A 16,352-nucleotide genomic window follows, 5' to 3' on the forward strand; every position below is an offset into this window, starting at 1 on the left:
GACTACATCCAGCTTTTGTTAGATTGGATGACTTGATTATTAATATCGTTTTGCATCGCGTTAATATCTTCATCTTTCAGATATTTAAGTTGTCTAGAGCCACCAGCAGTATGTACTTTAAGATGAGCTTCTCCTCTACGTTTAATAAAAATACTGCGCCATTTCTCAACCGCTTGTGTTTTATAAACTGGTGAGATTATGATGGAATTAAATAACCATCCTTTATAAAAGACTATAAAATCATCATCTCTGGTAAGTTTACTATACTTACCGTACTGGTAAGCCATGACTCCTACTATACCAACAAATACAACTGGTATAAAAATAGCCCAGTAAAACTCAAAAAATATAGCTATACCAATCAACGGCAAACCAAAAATACTAGCGATGTACATATCTAATCTCGCATGAGACCATGGGTTTGCTAACAATTCTTTCTTTGGCTGTTCTAATGTATCTTCAAAAATGAGGTGTTGTAATTGAGATTGTAAAACTGATTGACATGCCGGGACTTCTACACTAGATATTTGATTGTTTTGCGATTGCGCTTGATAAATGCGAGCCGTTTTAAAATCAAGAAGCTTGCGTAATGGGTTGGAATGAAATTCTAAAAGTTGAATCTTAGATAATGGAATCTTAATTTCTTTTTTACTCAGTAAGCCCATTCTTACTTCTAGATAATCATCTTTTAATTCCATTTTATAATCATAAAACTTATTAATCGACATTACTAAACTCACCACTACTGAGGCTATTATAAATATAATAATAGCTCCTATTCCTATTAATAAAATTGATGAACCGAAAGCTTCTGGTTGTTTTACGGCTTGTTCAATATCAACATCTACAGATTCAAAAATATCACCAAAAAAATTCTCTACAACATCTTTAATTTTATACCAAAAACCTACAACCACTCCTATAGCAAGTCCACCACTGCGCAAATGATTTTGAGTTATACCAACTTTTAATAGGTCTATAAAACTCAATTGCAAAATAATTTTGGAATCATTTTTTACAGAAGGGATGTCTTCTGTATCAGACGTTTCGACATAAGTGATAGGACTAGCTTCTACAGCTTTTTTTTGTTTTTCTCGTCCTAATAATGCCTTAAGCTGCTCAGCAAAATGTCGATCTAGCGCAGGTATTTCTAATTCTTTGGCTTTAGATCCTGCTGTATCAATTTCTACAGCAACCAGACCTAGAACGCGCTGCGCAATATTTTGTGTGATATTAATGGATTGTATACGCTCTACAGGAATTGCTTTACGCTTTTTAAAAATCCATCCTTTTTGGATAATTAGCTCATCGTTTTCAACATGAAATTTAAAAAACCAATACTGTACAATTGGCCCCACTAAAGTTGCCATTATAACTAGTAAAGAGACTGCCGCTATCCCCATAAAACTATTCCATGAACGCATAGAAAATGCAGCAAAAAAAACGAATGCAATCAGACCTTTTATACCTTTAAAAAGATAAAATAATATGGAAAGTTTACTTTGTCTAGTTGGCTTTGAAATATCAAGCATGCTGTGCCGTCTTTTCAGAAATGTATTCTTTTATAGCGACCGCTTTATCTGGATCTAATCCTGATATGCTAAGATCACTACTAGATCCACCTGCCGTATAAATATCTAATTCACATAACTTAAAATATCTATCGATAGGTCCGTGATTAATCTCTGTATGTTGAATGCGATTAAATGGTATCGTTATCTGATGATGGAATAACCATCCATGCCTGTAAGTAATATCATGTTCACGTAGAACGTATCCACGAACAAAGAATTCCTTATAAGAAATAAAAACACTGAGTATTAAAAATACGAACCAAGCAACACCTGCAGCTTTCCAAATCCAAGGATATTCCTCTACCATAAAGAATAGAATAATTACTCCAGCAAGTACAGGAATAAAAAAGAATAATTTTGCTACTAACTTTTTATTTAAAAAACGTCTAGGATGTTTTTCAAAATTGCTATGTTCTACTACAGGAAGTTGATGAGATAATAATTGTTCATTAGTCATATTAATTCATGAGTCTAATAAGATTAAGAAATGTTACATAATCGCATTTATCTTCATAAAAATAACACATTCATTAATATCAAAGAAAGACAATTCTAACAATCAGATAATGCAACATTAACAGCAAGTCCGCCTTCACTAGTTTCTTTATATTTTGTATTCATGTCTTGTGCAGTTTGCCACATCGTCTCGATCACTTTATCTAGAGGCACTTTAGCATTTGCAGCGTCTGCATCTAGTGCCATTTCACAAGCATTAATAGCCTTTATCGCTCCCATAGCATTACGTTCTATACATGGTACTTGTACAAGTCCACCTATAGGATCACATGTCATACCTAGATGGTGTTCCATCGCTATCTCACTAGCCATAAGAACTTGAGCTGGTGTTCCTCCCATTAATTCAGTAAGAGCACCAGCAGCCATAGCACTACTCACTCCTATTTCTGCCTGGCAACCACCCATTGCTGCACTAATGGTTGCTCCTTTTTTAAATAAAGAACCTATCGCACCGGCAACTAGTAAATATTTTTTTATATCCTCAAAATCTGCATCATGATTTTCTATTACCATGTAGTACATCATAACTGCAGGAATAACTCCTGCGCTACCATTAGTAGGTGCGGTCACTACACGACCTAAAGAAGCATTTACCTCATTTACGGCTAGCGCAAAACAAGAAACCCATTTTAAAATTTCCCTAAATTTTACTTCAGTAGCTCTGATGGCATCAATCCATTCATATTTGTCAGAGTATTCAGCTCCTTTTTTGAGTTTAAAATGTGTATCATAAGCACGACGTCTTACATTTAATCCTCCTGGTAGGGTACCTTCAGTATGACAACCTATGTACATAGAATCTAGCATTACGTCCCATATTTCTTTAAAACGCTTATCTATTTCCTCTTCAGTATGAAGATATAGTTCATTCTCTAAAACGATATCAGAAACACGACGACCTTCTCGATCACAATAATCTTGTAGATCTTTTGCTTTCTCTATAGGTCTTGGAAAACATTCAAAATCTAGTCTTTTTTGCTTTGCTCTTTTACGTTCTTCTTGAACGACAAAACCACCACCTATAGAATAATATTTTTCTGATACAATTTTTCCATTTTCTAAAAACGCTCTAAAACGCATACCGTTAGGATGATAAGGTAAAAACTTCTTGTGAAAATGGATATGAGTATTGGGATCAAAATCAACAAGATGAACACCATCTATTTGTAGTTTCTTATGCTCTTTCAGATAATCAACTTCTACAGGTATTTGATCAATCTCACAGGTCTCAGGATCTGCATCTAATAATCCCATGATAACTGCAATGTCTGTAGCATGACCTATACCTGTTAATGATAGAGATCCATATAAATCAACCTCAATACCTTTAACAAGTGCAATTTTATTAGTGTCTTGCAATTTTTTAATAAAACGTCTTGCAGCACGCCATGGTCCTAGAGTATGAGAACTCGAAGGTCCTACACCTATTTTGAGCATGTCAAATACACTTATGGATTCTATCTTTTTAGCGGTCTCTATCATATCTTAAAACATTGCTATTTTATTAGTACTACAACGTTATTTCAGGCATCAAATATAGAAGATATTATATGATAAAGAATGATGAATTTGATTAAGAAATTCATCTAATTATCAGTTTTAAAAGACATGCTTATTTTATTTCACAAATGGTAATTTTCTAACCACCAAAACGACTTCCTTTCTAGAATTATATTATATAGATTTGTGTTATGAGAATTGAAATAATAAGGCTTGCAATAGATTTTGGTTTGGTTGTACTAATTTGGATGGTACAACTATTAATATATCCTGGTTTTAAATATTTTGGCAATAAAGGACTATCCAGCTGGCATCGTATTTATACCCGTAATATGACATTTATTGTAGCTCCTATGATGATAATACAGCTAGCTATCATGGTGTATTTCTGGATATATTATCCAGCGATGCATGCCCCTAATATCCTATATACCATTTTAGTTTCTTTAACATGGCTAACAACTATGATATTATTTATCCCAATGCACGCCAATATAGATAAAAACGCAACCGATTTAAAACTATTGAATAAGTTAACAAACTGGAACTGGATGCGTGTACTATTATGGAATGCTATTTTAGTTCTTGATCTATTCTTGTTGTATTAAATATTTTGAAATACACTCAACACTAATTGACCTTTTTTAATCGATGGAGATAATTCATGCATATAGCCTGCCTGAAACTTAAAGTCATCATTAAGCTTATAACCTATTCCTGCAAAAGTCCAGTTTCTATCAAAATACTGTACACTTCCTAAACCTGTGCTGGTCTGACCATTAATAAAGGTCTCATTCCACAGAGCGAGATAATAGGTATCGTCGACAATTTGTTTATTATTAAAAGGCACATTTACAAAAAGCATGTATCTAAAACGAGTACGGAAATCTTGATTCTCTACAAATCTTTCTTCAATTCTTATACGATGCTTGATTTCAAAAAAATCCGATACCTCACTATCCCACCAAATGTCTTGATGTAAACGGTGCTCGTAACTAGTAGCGTCACTACTACCAAAAGAACCGCTATTAAAATAGCCATATCCAGTATATAATTTAATTTGAGTTCTTTTAGGTTGATAGCCTATAGATACACGACCTATAAATTGTTGAAAATCATCAGGAATTTCATAAGTTCGATATTGAAAATCAACTGCAACTTTTAATCGAGCACCTATATTGCTATTTACAAAGTATTGAGTCCACAGACCTGTTTTGTCTATAGACTCTTGCCCTGACAGAAATAAACATGACATCAACAATATAATAAGGAGTGTAACCTGTTTCATAATTTAAAAATAACTAACAAATAAAGTACTCTGAAATCACAAAAAAGGTATTCTTAACCCAATTCTAACAATAAAATAAAAATTATTTATCAATTGTAAAGTCTTTGTAGTACTAGCGCTGTTGATGTATACGCTTTCGCGAAAGCAGAATTATCAAACAATATATGTAACAAAAACTGCGTTATTACGACTAATGAATTGTAGCGTATCTCGCACTATTACTGGTCTGAATAAGTGTCAGAGAAAGTTGTTTTGGTATGATTATTGCTACTATTACTTTGTATGACAAAAGCTGTCATGCGACTATTAACTTTTTAATCTTTATACATTAAATGAGACAACTCAAAATCACCAAGCAGGTTACTAACCGTGAGTCTAAATCGCTAGATAAGTACCTACAAGACATCTCTAAAATTGATCTAATCACAGCAGAGGAAGAAGTGGAACTTGCACAGCTTATTAAAAAAGGTGATCAGAGAGCTCTTGAGAAATTAACTACAGCAAACTTACGTTTTGTGGTTTCTGTGGCTAAGCAGTATCAAAATCAAGGGCTTAAACTTCCAGATCTTATTAATGAAGGTAATGCAGGTCTTGTAAAGGCTGCCAAAAGATTTGATGAAACTCGTGGATTTAAATTCATCTCATACGCAGTATGGTGGATCCGTCAGTCGATTCTTCAGGCACTAGCAGAGCAGTCACGTATCGTGCGTTTACCTTTGAACAAAATTGGATCTATTAACAAGATTAATAAGGCATTTTCACATCTTGAGCAATTGCACGAGCGTCCACCTTCACCAGAAGAACTAGCAAAAGAGCTAGACATGACGGTAAGTGACGTGAAGCAATCTCTTAAAAACGCAGGTCGTCACGTATCGATGGATGCACCTCTTAAAGAAGGAGAAACTTCTAACCTTTACGACGTAGTACGTAGTGGTGAGTCGCCTAATCCTGATAGAGAGTTGATGCATGAATCTCTTACACTTGAGATTACTCGCGCACTAGAGACACTATCGCAAAAAGAGGCAGATGTTATTTCTCTATACTTCGGTATAGGAAATCAGCAGCCTATGAGCTTAGAAGAAATCGGTGAGACTTTTGATTTAACTCGTGAGCGCGTGCGCCAGATTAAAGAAAAAGGAATCAAAAGATTGCGTCAAAACTCAAGAAGTAAAATCCTTAAGTCATATTTAGGGTAGTCAGTCCCTACATAATTTACTAAAAGCGCCTCTTGGGCGCTTTTTTTATGAGCTATTTTTAAATGCATTTGAATAAGGTCACTATCAAGGTTGACACTTAAAAAAGTAATACCAGAAACATAATTAAATTGTAGATTTATAATCTATGTCAATCACCACTAATTCAATCGAAGAACGTTTATTCAATGTATGGATGAATAAATCGTTGATAGTAGAATTTGAACAATGGGTTTATCAATCCGAGGAACTAAAGGAGTATTTATCTGCAGATGCTTATTTTGATTTTTTAGACTTGAATTATAAAAGTGAAACAGCTTATCATGATTTAAAAAGTCTCATTTCTAAAGAAATATCAATAAGTCAACTTGAAACTTGGTCATTATTACATCAATTAGACTGTGTAAAACAGCGACGAGGTGATTATTATAATATAATTGAAAATTTATATAATCTAGGTTATTATGGATACACGTTTATGGATAAATTTTCCTACGATTATTGTTTAAATTTGAGATATCCACACAATAGGTATAGTAATAACAACGAATTCATAGATAGCTTTTATCCAAGTATTCTCAAAGACATCGATGAAGTAGAGCAATGGATTCTAAATAAACTTGTAATACCCTTAGGTGGCAAAATGGAATTTGAAGGTTTAAAATTTATTGACAACAGAGTACTTTGAGAAACTATTAATAATCATACTGAAAAAGTAGAAAGAAGTGATGGAGATTTTGGGAATGAAAAAGTTTGTATTGAAATAAAGCTTTATGTTTATAGGTGGTGTAATAATGTTTATTCTCAATTACAGCTGGCTGAACAATGTCCTCATTCCAGATCCGTGTTATTATCATTTCCATAATCCTAATGTCGTGATGGAATTGTTTTATGATTTTGGTTCTAGCTCAAACAATCATCCCGAGCCTAACCTCATTAATTTACTATTCACGATATCATTTGGGCTAATTATAGGTTATTATACTTTTAAATTTTTAAACGTTCGTTAATGGTTTAATGATTATAATCTAATCATCTCAAATAATTAATCAAGCTATTACACTTCTCATTTTTGTATCTTTAAATATTCTCTGCAACTAAAGCCTTTACATTATGAAACATCTTATTATCATAGCATTTACCTTATTAAGCATTACGTGTCATGGTCAGAAGAAAAAGATGTGGGCAAAATCATTTCTTCATAAACCTGCTCCGCAATTGGTAGTAGAAGAATGGGTTTCTAACCAACCAGAAACTGAAAGTAAATTTATATTAGTTGATTTTTGGGCTACTTGGTGTGCACCATGTAAAAGAGCGATACCAGATTTAAATGAATTTCAAACAGAATTTAAGGATGACTTGGTAGTTATTGGCATTAGTGATGAATCAAAAGAAAAAGTACTGAGACAGCGCAACCCTAAAATAGAATACTACAGCGCACTCGATTCTCAACAACGCATGAAAACAGCTCTAGAAGTAAAAGCGATCCCTCATGCTATATTGATTGACCCAGATGGTATAGTAGTATGGGAAGGTTATCCATTATTAGCAGGAAACGAGCTTACCTCTGAGGTTATCGCAAAGCATATAGCAAATTATAAAAAGAAGAAAAAGAATTAATGATACATCTTATTGTAGGCAATACTGGATCTGGTAAAACGACTTATTCCTATCAATTAAAAAAGAAACATAAAGCGATTATATTTTCAATTGATAAATGGAACAAAGAATTATTCTTAGCAGATAGAAAAACTCAGGATGGCCTAGATTGGTTTCTAGAACGAATCGATAGATCCGAAGTAATTATCCTGGATTTTATTGAGCAATTAGAATCATGTAACGTTGATTCTATATTGGATTTAGGGTTATCAAAATTAGAACATCGTAATAAATTTAGAGATTTTGCCTTATCTCAAGGTTATGAAATTAAAACACATTTTTTAGATATACCTAAGGAAATCCGATGGTCTCGAGTGTCTAAACGAAATATCGAAAAAGGAAATACCTATGAATTTGAAGTTACTAAAGATAACTTTGAATTTATGGAAGAATGGTTTGAAGCGCCCAGTACGATTGAAATGTCAGATGGAATACTGATTAAGCATTAGCTTTTACTAATTATCAATACCAATTAAAATTCAGAATAACCTTGCGAAACAGTATTTCCCCAATCTGCGATAGATTTAATTAAAGGTATGAGAGTTTTACCAAATTCGGTTAGCGAATACTCTACCTTTAATGGTGGTTTAGTAGTATAAACTTTACGTTCTACGATACCATCTTCTTCAAGAGTTTTAAGCTGCAGACTTAGTGTTCTCTCGGTTACCGTAGGCATTTCTTTTCTTAATTCATTATATCGCAATGGACCTTCAATAAGATGATATATAATAACAGTTTTCCATTTTCCTCCTATAATCCCCATTGTAAGGCTAGCACAACATGGATATTCTTTCCCTTTAAATGAATACATAAACTTTTCTAAAAATTAAACAATCTTGTTTCATCATCATTGCAAAGATATAATACTATACATACTTTTGTAGCTATAATAATTATAGTTTAAAAATAGCATAATGAGTTTTATAAATGCAATGCAAGAACGTTATACGACCAAGCAGTATGATAGTTCAAAAAAAATAGATGGAGATACAATAAATCAGTTAAAAGAAATTTTAAGATTAAGTCCGTCTTCTATTAATAGTCAACCATGGAAATTCACATTTGTTTCTGATCAAGATACTAAGGAACAACTATCTAAAGTATCCTGGATCAATACTAGCAAAGTTGTTGATTGTGATACGCTTGTCATTTTTAGTAGAATTGATAATCTAGATCTATTCGAAAGGCAAATCGAATCAGAACTGCCTAAAGGTGCAGTAGATTACTATAAAGAAAACGTAAAGCCGCAACCGGTAGAACAAACTAAGGCTTGGTTTGATAAGCAAGTATATCTGGCGTTAGGTGTTTTTCTTAGTGCTTGTGCAGACATGGGAATAGACGCTACACCTATGGAAGGGCTTGAACCTAAAAATTATGATAAGATTTTAGGACAAAGTGACTACGCAACTTTAGTTGCTGTTGCTATAGGTTATAGAGATCAAGATGATTTCAATCAACCTAGTAAAAATCCTAAATCTAGAATTGCTCTAGATCAAGTTATCGAGAGTATTTAAGATTATTCAATAAGTTTAAATGATAGCCCAAATTATCTGTATAGATAGTTTGGGCTTTTTAATAACTTCTTCTTCTTTCATTTTTAAGCTCTAGACTTCCTTTTTACCTTTACATAAATTCATTATTTATGTCTTCAGAGCTTTCTGTTTTGTTATTTGTTTTGCTAGGTGTCATCTTAGGTGCTGTAGTAACCTGGTTATTTATGAAAACGCGTTTCTCGGGTTCTTTAAATCTTCTTGAATCTGAAAAATCTCAGTTATCGTCTCAGCTTCAACATCAAAAAGAAGCTCTTATTGAACGTGACCAATTAAGATTAGAATCTAGTAATCTTAAAGCTCAAATCGCTTCTAAGCTTGAAACACAGCAAGACTTGAATCAAAGGCTTGATAAGCTTGAAAAACAATATATAGAAGTTAATCGTGAAAAAAACAACTTAGAAATACTTCTTGCAGAACAGCGTACGTCGTTTGAAAAAGCAAATGAGAAACACGCCGAAGCGCAACAAGAAATCGAAAAGCTGAATGAAAAATTCACCAAAGAATTTGAAAATTTAGCTAATAAAATTTTAGATGAAAAAAGTTCAAAGTTCACTGATCAGAATAAGAAAAACATCGAGCAAATATTAAATCCTTTACAAGAGAAAATATTAATGTTTGAAAAACGGGTTGAAGACACTCATAAAGACACGATTGAAAGACAAAGTATTCTTAAACAACAAATCATAGGACTTAAAGAGCTTAATGAACAAATGAGTAAGGAAACAACTAACCTTACTAAAGCCTTAAAAGGAGATGCTAAAATGCGTGGTAATTGGGGTGAGCTGGTATTAGAAAGAGTTCTTGAGAAATCTGGACTTGAAAAAGGTTCTGAATATGAAGTGCAGCAAAGTTTTAAAACAGAAGAAGGAAAGACTGTTTTCCCAGATGTAGTTATTAATCTTCCTGGTGGTAAAAAAATGATTATAGATTCAAAAGTATCACTAAATGCTTATGAACGTTTTGTAAATGAAGAAAATGAAGAAATTCAAGATCGTCATTTAAAAGAACATGTTAACGCTCTTAAAAAACACGTAAATGATCTATCTGGTAAAAATTATCACGAGTTATATCAGATTGAAAGTCCAGACTTTGTATTACTCTTTGTACCTATAGAACCAGCATTTGCCATGGCGCTCAACGCAGATAGTAATTTATATAGCGAGGCATTTGATAAGAATATCGTTATTGTAACACCTACTACTCTACTGGCCACATTACGTACCATTGATACAATGTGGCAAAATGAAAAACAACAAAAGAACGCATTAGACATTGCAAACGCAGCAGGTGGATTGTATGATAAATTTGTACTTCTTACAGAAGACCTTATTAAAGTAGGTAGTCAATTAGATACCGTTAAGAAAAGTTATTCTTCAAGTATGAATAAACTAACAGAAGGTTCTGGTAATTTGATAGGTCGTGTAGAACGTTTAAAAAAGTTAGGAGCAAAAGCAAATAAAAGCCTAAATGAAAAATTACTAAATCGCGCTATCGATAATGATCCTGACTTTCTAGAAGGCAGTGATGAAGAACCACGCTTAAATTAATTTTTATTACTCATTTATGTAATACTACTACATTATTACACTTTTACGTAATAATTAATAATATTACACAATAATGTAATATATTTGAATTATTACATCATCAGGTAATAATTTTAATGAAACGATATGGAAGTAGTAATTGCAGGTGATATTATAGGATCAAAGAAAAATATCCCAGATGATTATCTCAGCGTTATAGAACCTATTCTTAAGCATTATTGTAAAGAAGGTATGTATCAAATATATAGAGGTGATAGTTTTCAAGGATGGATTAATACACCAGAACTAGCCCTATATGCTAGCCTACAAATAAAGGCGGCGCTTAAAGTAAAAGAAACACTAGACGTACGTATTGCCATAGGTTTAGGTCATATCAATCTTATAGAGCAAAACATAGCATTATCTACAGGTAGTGCATTAACCCGATCTGGAGAACTGCTAGATTCCTTAAAAGAGAAAGATCAAAACTTAATGGTCAACAGTGGTAATCCATTAGATTTCTATATGAATACCGCCTTAAAAATGGCTCTTTTATCATTAAACCATTGGACAACAAATGGAGCCGCAGTGATTAACTTAATCATGAGCAGACCTAACATCACACAAGAAGAGCTAGGCCAGCAATTAGGTATTAAGCAAGCTACAGCCAGTAGAAGACTAGATCGAGCACACTGGAAAGAAACTCAAGAACTACTACACCTATTTCATCAATACTATAAAGACGTCCACGATGCTACTACTCATTAAACTACTTATTGCTCATTTTCTAGGTGATTTTATATTACAGACCAATTCCTTTACTAAGAAAAAAGAAAAACATCAACTCAAATCTCCACATTTATACATTCATGCCATCATACACGGGCTATTAGCACTACTGTTTTTAAATGAAATAGAATTGTGGTGGGCTGCATTAATCATAACTATTACACATCTTATCATTGATGCTGGAAAGTTGAAGCTAACTACAAAAAAAAATAGTAGATCGTTATTTCTTATCGATCAGTTATTACACATCCTAGTCATTTTTGGACTTTACTTATTAATAGAACAGGTCGACTTAATAAACACGTTTCAACTATCAGAGCACACTTGGTTATTTATATTATGTTCCATATTCCTTACTAATCCCGTAGGGATCATGCTCAAAGTGTTTTTTACAAGATGGAAACTAGATGAGAAAGATACTGGTATTGACTCTTTAAAAAATGCTGGTAAATGGATAGGAATGATTGAAAGACTACTAGTATTTATATTTATCATCTCGGGCAATTTTAGCGCGGTAGGCTTTTTACTTACCGCAAAATCCGTATTTAGATTTGGCGATTTAAGTAAAGCAAAAAATATGAAGCTAACAGAGTACGTTTTAATAGGCACATTGCTTAGTTTTGGTATCGCAATCCTCGTAGGTTTGCTCTTTAATAGTTTAATGATATGAAAAAGATTTTAGGTGTAATACTCGCAACCATTCTTATAATGGCCGTTTTATGGTACAGCTTTCTATATTTTGCTAGTTATTCTGATGGGTACAGGTCTGGCGAATTAATTAAATTTTCTAGTAAAGGTTATCTCGTTAAAACTTGGGAAGGCGAAATTTCTCAAGGTATCAGCGGTGCTCAAATCTTTTCGTTTTCTGTAATGGACAGTGAACCTGAAGTGATTGAAAAATTACAAGAGTATCAAGGTAAATATGTGAAATTAAAATACGAAGAGAAATTCGGAACCTTTTTCTTTTGGGGTGATACTAAGTACTTTATCACTGAGGCTACCTTAGAAAACTCTCCTCATTTTAATAAATAAAACTTTTTAGATTCCGCTTTCGCGAAAGCGTGAACAGTAAACATATCTACTATGAAAGACCTTTTCAAATCGCCTGAGCAATCTAGAGTGATGCTTTCTTTATTGATGTTACCATCGCATGCCAACTTTTCAGGAAAGATTCATGGTGGTTATGTCCTATCATTAATTGACCAGATTGCGTTTGCATGTGCCTCTAAACACAGTGGTGTATATTGTGTAACAGCTAGTGTGGATGTGGTGGATTTTAAGGCGCCTATAGAAGTAGGAGAAATGGTGACGTTGAAAGCGTCAGTAAATTATGTAGGTAAATCATCTATGGTCGTAGGGATACGAGTAGATGCAGAAAATATTCAAACTGGTGAATCTAAACATTGTAATTCTTCTTTTCTAACTATGGTTGCAAAAGATGAAGAAGGGAATACAGTCGCCGTTCCTGGTCTTAAAATAAGCAATGAAACTCATGTACGTCGATTTGCAAGAGCGATTAAAAGAAAACAAATTAAAAAGAAAAGCGCCCTTGAAATTGCACAGGCAAATTTCTCAGACGCTAGTTATAAGGAAGAATTAAAGAATTATAATGTTCAAATATCTCTTTAAAAGAATAGCTACTTAATTACTATTTTTCACGTATTCTTCTTTTAAATAATTAATAAGCAACAGCTTTTTCCTGTTGGAATTCAAATACATAGCCCTGTAACTTTTGTAAAGTATTTAATTTTTGATCTGTATTGATCAATAATGATATATTATTATTACTACCTCCATAAGAGATCATGCGCACAGGTACATCTTGTAATACTTGAAATAAATGTGGAGTGTCTTGATGATAAATAATATTATTACCTACCAGACATACGATACTCATACCTTGATCTACATCTACACTAGCTACCTTCTCTAGTTCTTCTACTATAGCATCTAGATGTAATGGGTTATCTATGGTAAGAGAAACAGCTATTTCTGAAGTGGTGATCATATCTATAGAAGTCTCGTATTTCTCAAAAATTTCAAATACTTTTTTAAGAAATCCATGCGCCTGTAACATTCTTGCAGATTTTATCTTAATAGCATAAATACCGTCTTTTGCCGCGATAGCCTTGATTCCTTCTCCATGGACATGATGTGTTATTAAAGTACCATAAGAATCTGGAGACATGGTATTTTTTAAACGTACAGGAATATTGAGATCTTTTACAGGTATAACCGTTTGAGGATGTAAAATTTTAGCACCGAAATAAGCAAGCTCTGCCGCTTCATCAAAAGATATATTTGAAATAGCGGTCGTGTTTTCTACAAAACGAGGATCATTATTATGAAAGCCATCAATGTCTGTCCATATTTGAACTTCGTCTACCTCTATGGCTGCTCCCACTATAGAAGCTGTATAATCACTACCGCCACGTTGTAGGTTAGATACATTTCCCTGAACATCTAGACATATAAAACCTTGAGTAATATAAATATCTGCCTCACTATTTTCATTTAAAATTCTATTCAGGTTTTGTTTTATGTAAAAAGAATCTGGCTCGTCATTATTATCGATACGCATAAAATCTAAAGCAGGTAATAATGCAGCGTTTATACCTTCTTGCTTTAAAAATCTACTGAATAGAAAGGTAGACAATAGTTCTCCTTGAGCAACAATTTGATTATAAATCAATGTGGTATGATCTAAATCTACAAGCTCTATTAAGCCTGTAAAAACCTTATTGACGTATTCTTGAGATTCGTTAATAAGCGCACTATCGTTTAACAATTGCTCTATAGTGTTTTGATAACTACTAGCCAGTCGTTTTATAAGTACAAATGCAGAATCCCTTTCTTTTAAACGTATTTGTTCAGATATTTCAACCAAAGCATTTGTAGTACCAGACATGGCAGATAGCACCACCACTTTCTTAGTACCATCATTAATGATATTTTTCACATGAGTCATGTTTTCTACAGAACCTACAGAAGTACCACCAAATTTTAGAACTAGCATTTTATTTAATTTTAGGCAAAAATACATCTAGTCCTAACCTAATATAAAAAATATAACAAAATTAGTTTAATTTTACACAAGCTGTTAAATAATTAACAATATGAAAACTGTAGCAGATTGTGTAGAAGAAATTTTAGTCACTCAACCATTTCTAGAAGAAGCATTATCTAGACGCATCATTAATTTCTCTGCCCTAGCAGAAGAGTTACAAGAACCTATAAGTGGTATGCTTAGAAAACCAGTGAAAACTGGTGCCATTATGATGGCATTGAGACGTTACAATCCGCCCAAAGATTTGAGGCATTCTATTAACTTAAAGTCTATTTTAAAAAATCTAGGTGATATAACGGTACGATCTAATCTTGTGAATTTTACTTTTAAAAATTCGAGCACTTTATTCTTAAGTCATAGTAAGATTTTAGAATCGATTAACACAACTATTTTTTATGGATTTTCTAAAGGGATTCATGAAAGTAACCTAGTTATATCCATGAGTGAGAAAGAAAAAATACAAACTCAATTTGCCAATGAAATTATGACCAGCACACAAGACAATTTAAGCGCCATAAGTATCGCATTACCAGAAAACAATACCCAAGTCCCAGGATTATATTATCAAATATTTAAACGTTTTGCTTGGGAAGGCATCTCGTTGCATGAGGTTATTTCTACCACAAACGAGTTCAGTGTACTTGTAGAAAACGATACGGTAGATAAGGCTTTTTCGGCAATTAAAAAGTTAGGACATTAATGATTTAATCATATTAAAATAATTCACCATGTTATAATATTTTGATGACTATTAAGCTTTGGGAAAAGTGAAAAACAACAACAATTACTTTTTTTTAAAATACACGTACGAGATTAAAGCCAAAGAAAAACCTACCATCAGTCCAATCTCCAGTTCCCTGACTTAAAAAGCCATTAGTTAACATAGGTTGAGAATTTGTAAAATGTAATTGGAAAACATGGCCACCAGTCTCTAGATCAAACCCAATACTCAATGGGTTCACAAAAGGACTACCATCTGCCCTATTTAAATGATATCCATAGTCTGCATTAATAGACCATCGATTAGTCAATTTATAGCGTCCACCTAATCCTAGAGCATATTGCGTATTGTCTTGAGGATCATAACTCACAAAGTTTTCATGAAAAAGTGTTGGGCTAATTTGAGCAGATAATTTCTTAGATATCTTACGAGCAATAATCACTTGCGCTGTATAGCCCAGTCTATTTTCAAATTCAATTTTAGGCAACACTTCTTTATCTAATCCCGTATTAATATCAACAGCTGTAAAAGCAGATATACTGAAAGGAAAACCCGTTGTTTCTTGTTCTTTGAGTTTAAATTTACTGGCTAATTGATATGTTTTATTAAAAGAACTACGGCTGGCTTCCATATGCATCCAGTCTGTTATGCCATATACAAATTGAAAACGAGTCACCGCTTGGTCCAATCCAAATAGATCATCAAAACCATTCTCTACACTACCAAAACGATGTGAAATGATTAATTGAAATTCATTTTTTGCAACCAGTTTTGTCGTTTCAAAATTGACCACTTTAAGAGATTTCCAGGTAGATGTGACGGTAGTACTTTGATCTGGCTCAAGTCCATCTAGTAAATCATCCTGAGCATAGAAAAGAATAGGTAGTAAATAGAAAAGGTAGGTTAGGTTTTTCATAACGGTAAAAAGCCGCTTTTTATCAACTAAAAAGCGGCTCGGATTAAAGG

19 protein-coding genes are annotated in these 16,352 nt (G+C 33.1%); 12 read left to right on the forward strand and 7 right to left on the reverse strand.

Annotation, left to right across the window (positions count from 1 at the left end):
• Positions 1-2: 2 nt before the first annotated feature.
• From IL45_RS00095 to IL45_RS00105, 3 genes are all read right to left on the reverse strand, one after another.
• Positions 3-1,370 carry a PH domain-containing protein gene (locus IL45_RS00095; RefSeq protein WP_235183300.1) on the reverse strand — a complete coding sequence of 456 codons (1,368 nt, stop codon included), beginning with the start codon at positions 1,368-1,370 and terminating at the stop codon, positions 3-5.
• A 154-nt stretch (positions 1,371-1,524) separates the two neighbouring features.
• Complete coding sequence (locus tag IL45_RS00100) at positions 1,525-2,031, reverse strand: PH domain-containing protein (RefSeq protein ID WP_036578909.1); 507 nt, start codon at positions 2,029-2,031, stop codon at positions 1,525-1,527.
• 95 nt (positions 2,032-2,126) lie between these two features.
• Positions 2,127-3,572, reverse strand: a complete 1,446-nt coding sequence (locus IL45_RS00105) for an L-serine ammonia-lyase (protein WP_036578911.1) — start codon at positions 3,570-3,572, stop codon at positions 2,127-2,129.
• A gap of 209 nt (positions 3,573-3,781) precedes the next feature.
• Between IL45_RS00105 and IL45_RS00110 the strand changes: the two genes are divergently transcribed.
• The gene (locus tag IL45_RS00110) at positions 3,782-4,198 is read left to right on the forward strand and encodes a hypothetical protein (protein WP_036578912.1); all 417 of its coding nucleotides are present in this window, start codon (positions 3,782-3,784) and stop codon (positions 4,196-4,198) included.
• Here IL45_RS00110 and IL45_RS00115 read toward each other — a convergent pair.
• A complete protein-coding gene (locus IL45_RS00115; RefSeq protein ID WP_036578914.1) occupies positions 4,195-4,878 on the reverse strand; it encodes a DUF2490 domain-containing protein in 684 nt (227 codons plus the stop codon). The two genes, IL45_RS00110 and IL45_RS00115, sit on opposite strands and share 4 nt — an antisense overlap.
• Positions 4,879-5,210: 332 nt before the next feature.
• Between IL45_RS00115 and IL45_RS00120 the strand changes: the two genes are divergently transcribed.
• The 4 genes from IL45_RS00120 to IL45_RS00135 all read left to right on the forward strand — a co-directional run bounded on the left by IL45_RS00120 (position 5,211) and on the right by IL45_RS00135 (position 8,179).
• The gene (locus IL45_RS00120) at positions 5,211-6,074 is read left to right on the forward strand and encodes a sigma-70 family RNA polymerase sigma factor (RefSeq protein ID WP_006795068.1); all 864 of its coding nucleotides are present in this window, start codon (positions 5,211-5,213) and stop codon (positions 6,072-6,074) included.
• Positions 6,075-6,219: 145 nt separating this feature from the next.
• A complete protein-coding gene (locus IL45_RS00125; protein WP_036578917.1) occupies positions 6,220-6,759 on the forward strand; it encodes a hypothetical protein in 540 nt (179 codons plus the stop codon).
• 425 nt (positions 6,760-7,184) lie between these two features.
• Positions 7,185-7,691, forward strand: coding sequence for a TlpA family protein disulfide reductase (locus tag IL45_RS00130; RefSeq protein ID WP_036578918.1), 507 nt, complete (start codon positions 7,185-7,187; stop codon positions 7,689-7,691).
• The gene (locus IL45_RS00135) at positions 7,691-8,179 is read left to right on the forward strand and encodes an AAA family ATPase (protein ID WP_036578919.1); all 489 of its coding nucleotides are present in this window, start codon (positions 7,691-7,693) and stop codon (positions 8,177-8,179) included. Before IL45_RS00130 ends, IL45_RS00135 begins: the two co-directional genes overlap by 1 nt.
• A gap of 23 nt (positions 8,180-8,202) precedes the next feature.
• Here the strand turns inward: IL45_RS00135 and IL45_RS00140 are convergent, their stop codons facing one another.
• Entirely contained in the window at positions 8,203-8,541 is a 339-nt protein-coding gene (locus IL45_RS00140) for a winged helix-turn-helix transcriptional regulator (RefSeq protein WP_051788586.1), read from the reverse strand.
• Between the two features lie 103 nt (positions 8,542-8,644).
• Here IL45_RS00140 and IL45_RS00145 point away from each other — a divergent pair, with 103 nt between their 5' ends.
• From IL45_RS00145 to IL45_RS00170, 6 genes are all read left to right on the forward strand, one after another.
• The gene (locus IL45_RS00145) at positions 8,645-9,244 is read left to right on the forward strand and encodes a nitroreductase family protein (protein ID WP_036578922.1); all 600 of its coding nucleotides are present in this window, start codon (positions 8,645-8,647) and stop codon (positions 9,242-9,244) included.
• A 128-nt stretch (positions 9,245-9,372) separates the two neighbouring features.
• Positions 9,373-10,830, forward strand: a complete 1,458-nt coding sequence (gene rmuC, locus IL45_RS00150; RefSeq protein WP_036578923.1) for a DNA recombination protein RmuC — start codon at positions 9,373-9,375, stop codon at positions 10,828-10,830.
• 126 nt (positions 10,831-10,956) lie between these two features.
• Positions 10,957-11,577: a MarR family transcriptional regulator gene (locus IL45_RS00155; protein WP_036578925.1), complete on the forward strand. Its 621-nt coding sequence runs from the start codon at positions 10,957-10,959 to the stop codon at positions 11,575-11,577.
• Positions 11,561-12,268 carry a DUF3307 domain-containing protein gene (locus IL45_RS00160; RefSeq protein ID WP_036578927.1) on the forward strand — a complete coding sequence of 236 codons (708 nt, stop codon included), beginning with the start codon at positions 11,561-11,563 and terminating at the stop codon, positions 12,266-12,268. Before IL45_RS00155 ends, IL45_RS00160 begins: the two co-directional genes overlap by 17 nt.
• A complete protein-coding gene (locus tag IL45_RS00165; RefSeq protein ID WP_036578928.1) occupies positions 12,265-12,630 on the forward strand; it encodes a hypothetical protein in 366 nt (121 codons plus the stop codon). The genes IL45_RS00160 and IL45_RS00165 overlap by 4 nt, the downstream gene beginning before the upstream one ends.
• Before the next feature lie 51 nt (positions 12,631-12,681).
• Positions 12,682-13,227, forward strand: coding sequence for an acyl-CoA thioesterase (locus IL45_RS00170; RefSeq protein WP_036578930.1), 546 nt, complete (start codon positions 12,682-12,684; stop codon positions 13,225-13,227).
• A gap of 49 nt (positions 13,228-13,276) precedes the next feature.
• On the opposite strand, the gene IL45_RS00175 is transcribed toward IL45_RS00170, so the two are convergent.
• On the reverse strand, positions 13,277-14,614 hold the full coding sequence (locus IL45_RS00175) for an aspartate kinase (RefSeq protein ID WP_036578931.1): 1,338 nt from the start codon (positions 14,612-14,614) through the stop codon (positions 13,277-13,279).
• A 100-nt stretch (positions 14,615-14,714) separates the two neighbouring features.
• Between IL45_RS00175 and IL45_RS00180 the strand changes: the two genes are divergently transcribed.
• A complete protein-coding gene (locus IL45_RS00180) occupies positions 14,715-15,365 on the forward strand; it encodes a hypothetical protein (RefSeq protein ID WP_036578932.1) in 651 nt (216 codons plus the stop codon).
• Between the two features lie 94 nt (positions 15,366-15,459).
• Here the strand turns inward: IL45_RS00180 and IL45_RS00185 are convergent, their stop codons facing one another.
• The gene (locus tag IL45_RS00185) at positions 15,460-16,302 is read right to left on the reverse strand and encodes a DUF5777 family beta-barrel protein (RefSeq protein WP_036578933.1); all 843 of its coding nucleotides are present in this window, start codon (positions 16,300-16,302) and stop codon (positions 15,460-15,462) included.
• Positions 16,303-16,352 lie beyond the last annotated feature (50 nt).

Origin of the sequence: Nonlabens ulvanivorans (assembly GCF_000732625.1) — a bacterium.
In the GTDB taxonomy this organism is placed as follows: Bacteria; Bacteroidota; Bacteroidia; order Flavobacteriales; family Flavobacteriaceae; genus Nonlabens; species Nonlabens ulvanivorans.

Coding starts and splice junctions, on each gene's coding strand:
- IL45_RS00095 (WP_235183300.1), bottom strand. CDS start 1,370: ATGGCAACTTTAGTGGGGCCAATTGTACAGTATTGGTTTTTTAAATTT.
- IL45_RS00100 (WP_036578909.1), bottom strand. CDS start 2,031: ATGACTAATGAACAATTATTATCTCATCAACTTCCTGTAGTAGAACAT.
- IL45_RS00105 (WP_036578911.1), bottom strand. CDS start 3,572: ATGATAGAGACCGCTAAAAAGATAGAATCCATAAGTGTATTTGACATG.
- IL45_RS00110 (WP_036578912.1), top strand. CDS start 3,782: ATGAGAATTGAAATAATAAGGCTTGCAATAGATTTTGGTTTGGTTGTA.
- IL45_RS00115 (WP_036578914.1), bottom strand. CDS start 4,878: ATGAAACAGGTTACACTCCTTATTATATTGTTGATGTCATGTTTATTT.
- IL45_RS00120 (WP_006795068.1), top strand. CDS start 5,211: ATGAGACAACTCAAAATCACCAAGCAGGTTACTAACCGTGAGTCTAAA.
- IL45_RS00125 (WP_036578917.1), top strand. CDS start 6,220: ATGTCAATCACCACTAATTCAATCGAAGAACGTTTATTCAATGTATGG.
- IL45_RS00130 (WP_036578918.1), top strand. CDS start 7,185: ATGAAACATCTTATTATCATAGCATTTACCTTATTAAGCATTACGTGT.
- IL45_RS00135 (WP_036578919.1), top strand. CDS start 7,691: ATGATACATCTTATTGTAGGCAATACTGGATCTGGTAAAACGACTTAT.
- IL45_RS00140 (WP_051788586.1), bottom strand. CDS start 8,541: ATGTATTCATTTAAAGGGAAAGAATATCCATGTTGTGCTAGCCTTACA.
- IL45_RS00145 (WP_036578922.1), top strand. CDS start 8,645: ATGAGTTTTATAAATGCAATGCAAGAACGTTATACGACCAAGCAGTAT.
- rmuC (WP_036578923.1), top strand. CDS start 9,373: ATGTCTTCAGAGCTTTCTGTTTTGTTATTTGTTTTGCTAGGTGTCATC.
- IL45_RS00155 (WP_036578925.1), top strand. CDS start 10,957: ATGGAAGTAGTAATTGCAGGTGATATTATAGGATCAAAGAAAAATATC.
- IL45_RS00160 (WP_036578927.1), top strand. CDS start 11,561: ATGCTACTACTCATTAAACTACTTATTGCTCATTTTCTAGGTGATTTT.
- IL45_RS00165 (WP_036578928.1), top strand. CDS start 12,265: ATGAAAAAGATTTTAGGTGTAATACTCGCAACCATTCTTATAATGGCC.
- IL45_RS00170 (WP_036578930.1), top strand. CDS start 12,682: ATGAAAGACCTTTTCAAATCGCCTGAGCAATCTAGAGTGATGCTTTCT.
- IL45_RS00175 (WP_036578931.1), bottom strand. CDS start 14,614: ATGCTAGTTCTAAAATTTGGTGGTACTTCTGTAGGTTCTGTAGAAAAC.
- IL45_RS00180 (WP_036578932.1), top strand. CDS start 14,715: ATGAAAACTGTAGCAGATTGTGTAGAAGAAATTTTAGTCACTCAACCA.
- IL45_RS00185 (WP_036578933.1), bottom strand. CDS start 16,302: ATGAAAAACCTAACCTACCTTTTCTATTTACTACCTATTCTTTTCTAT.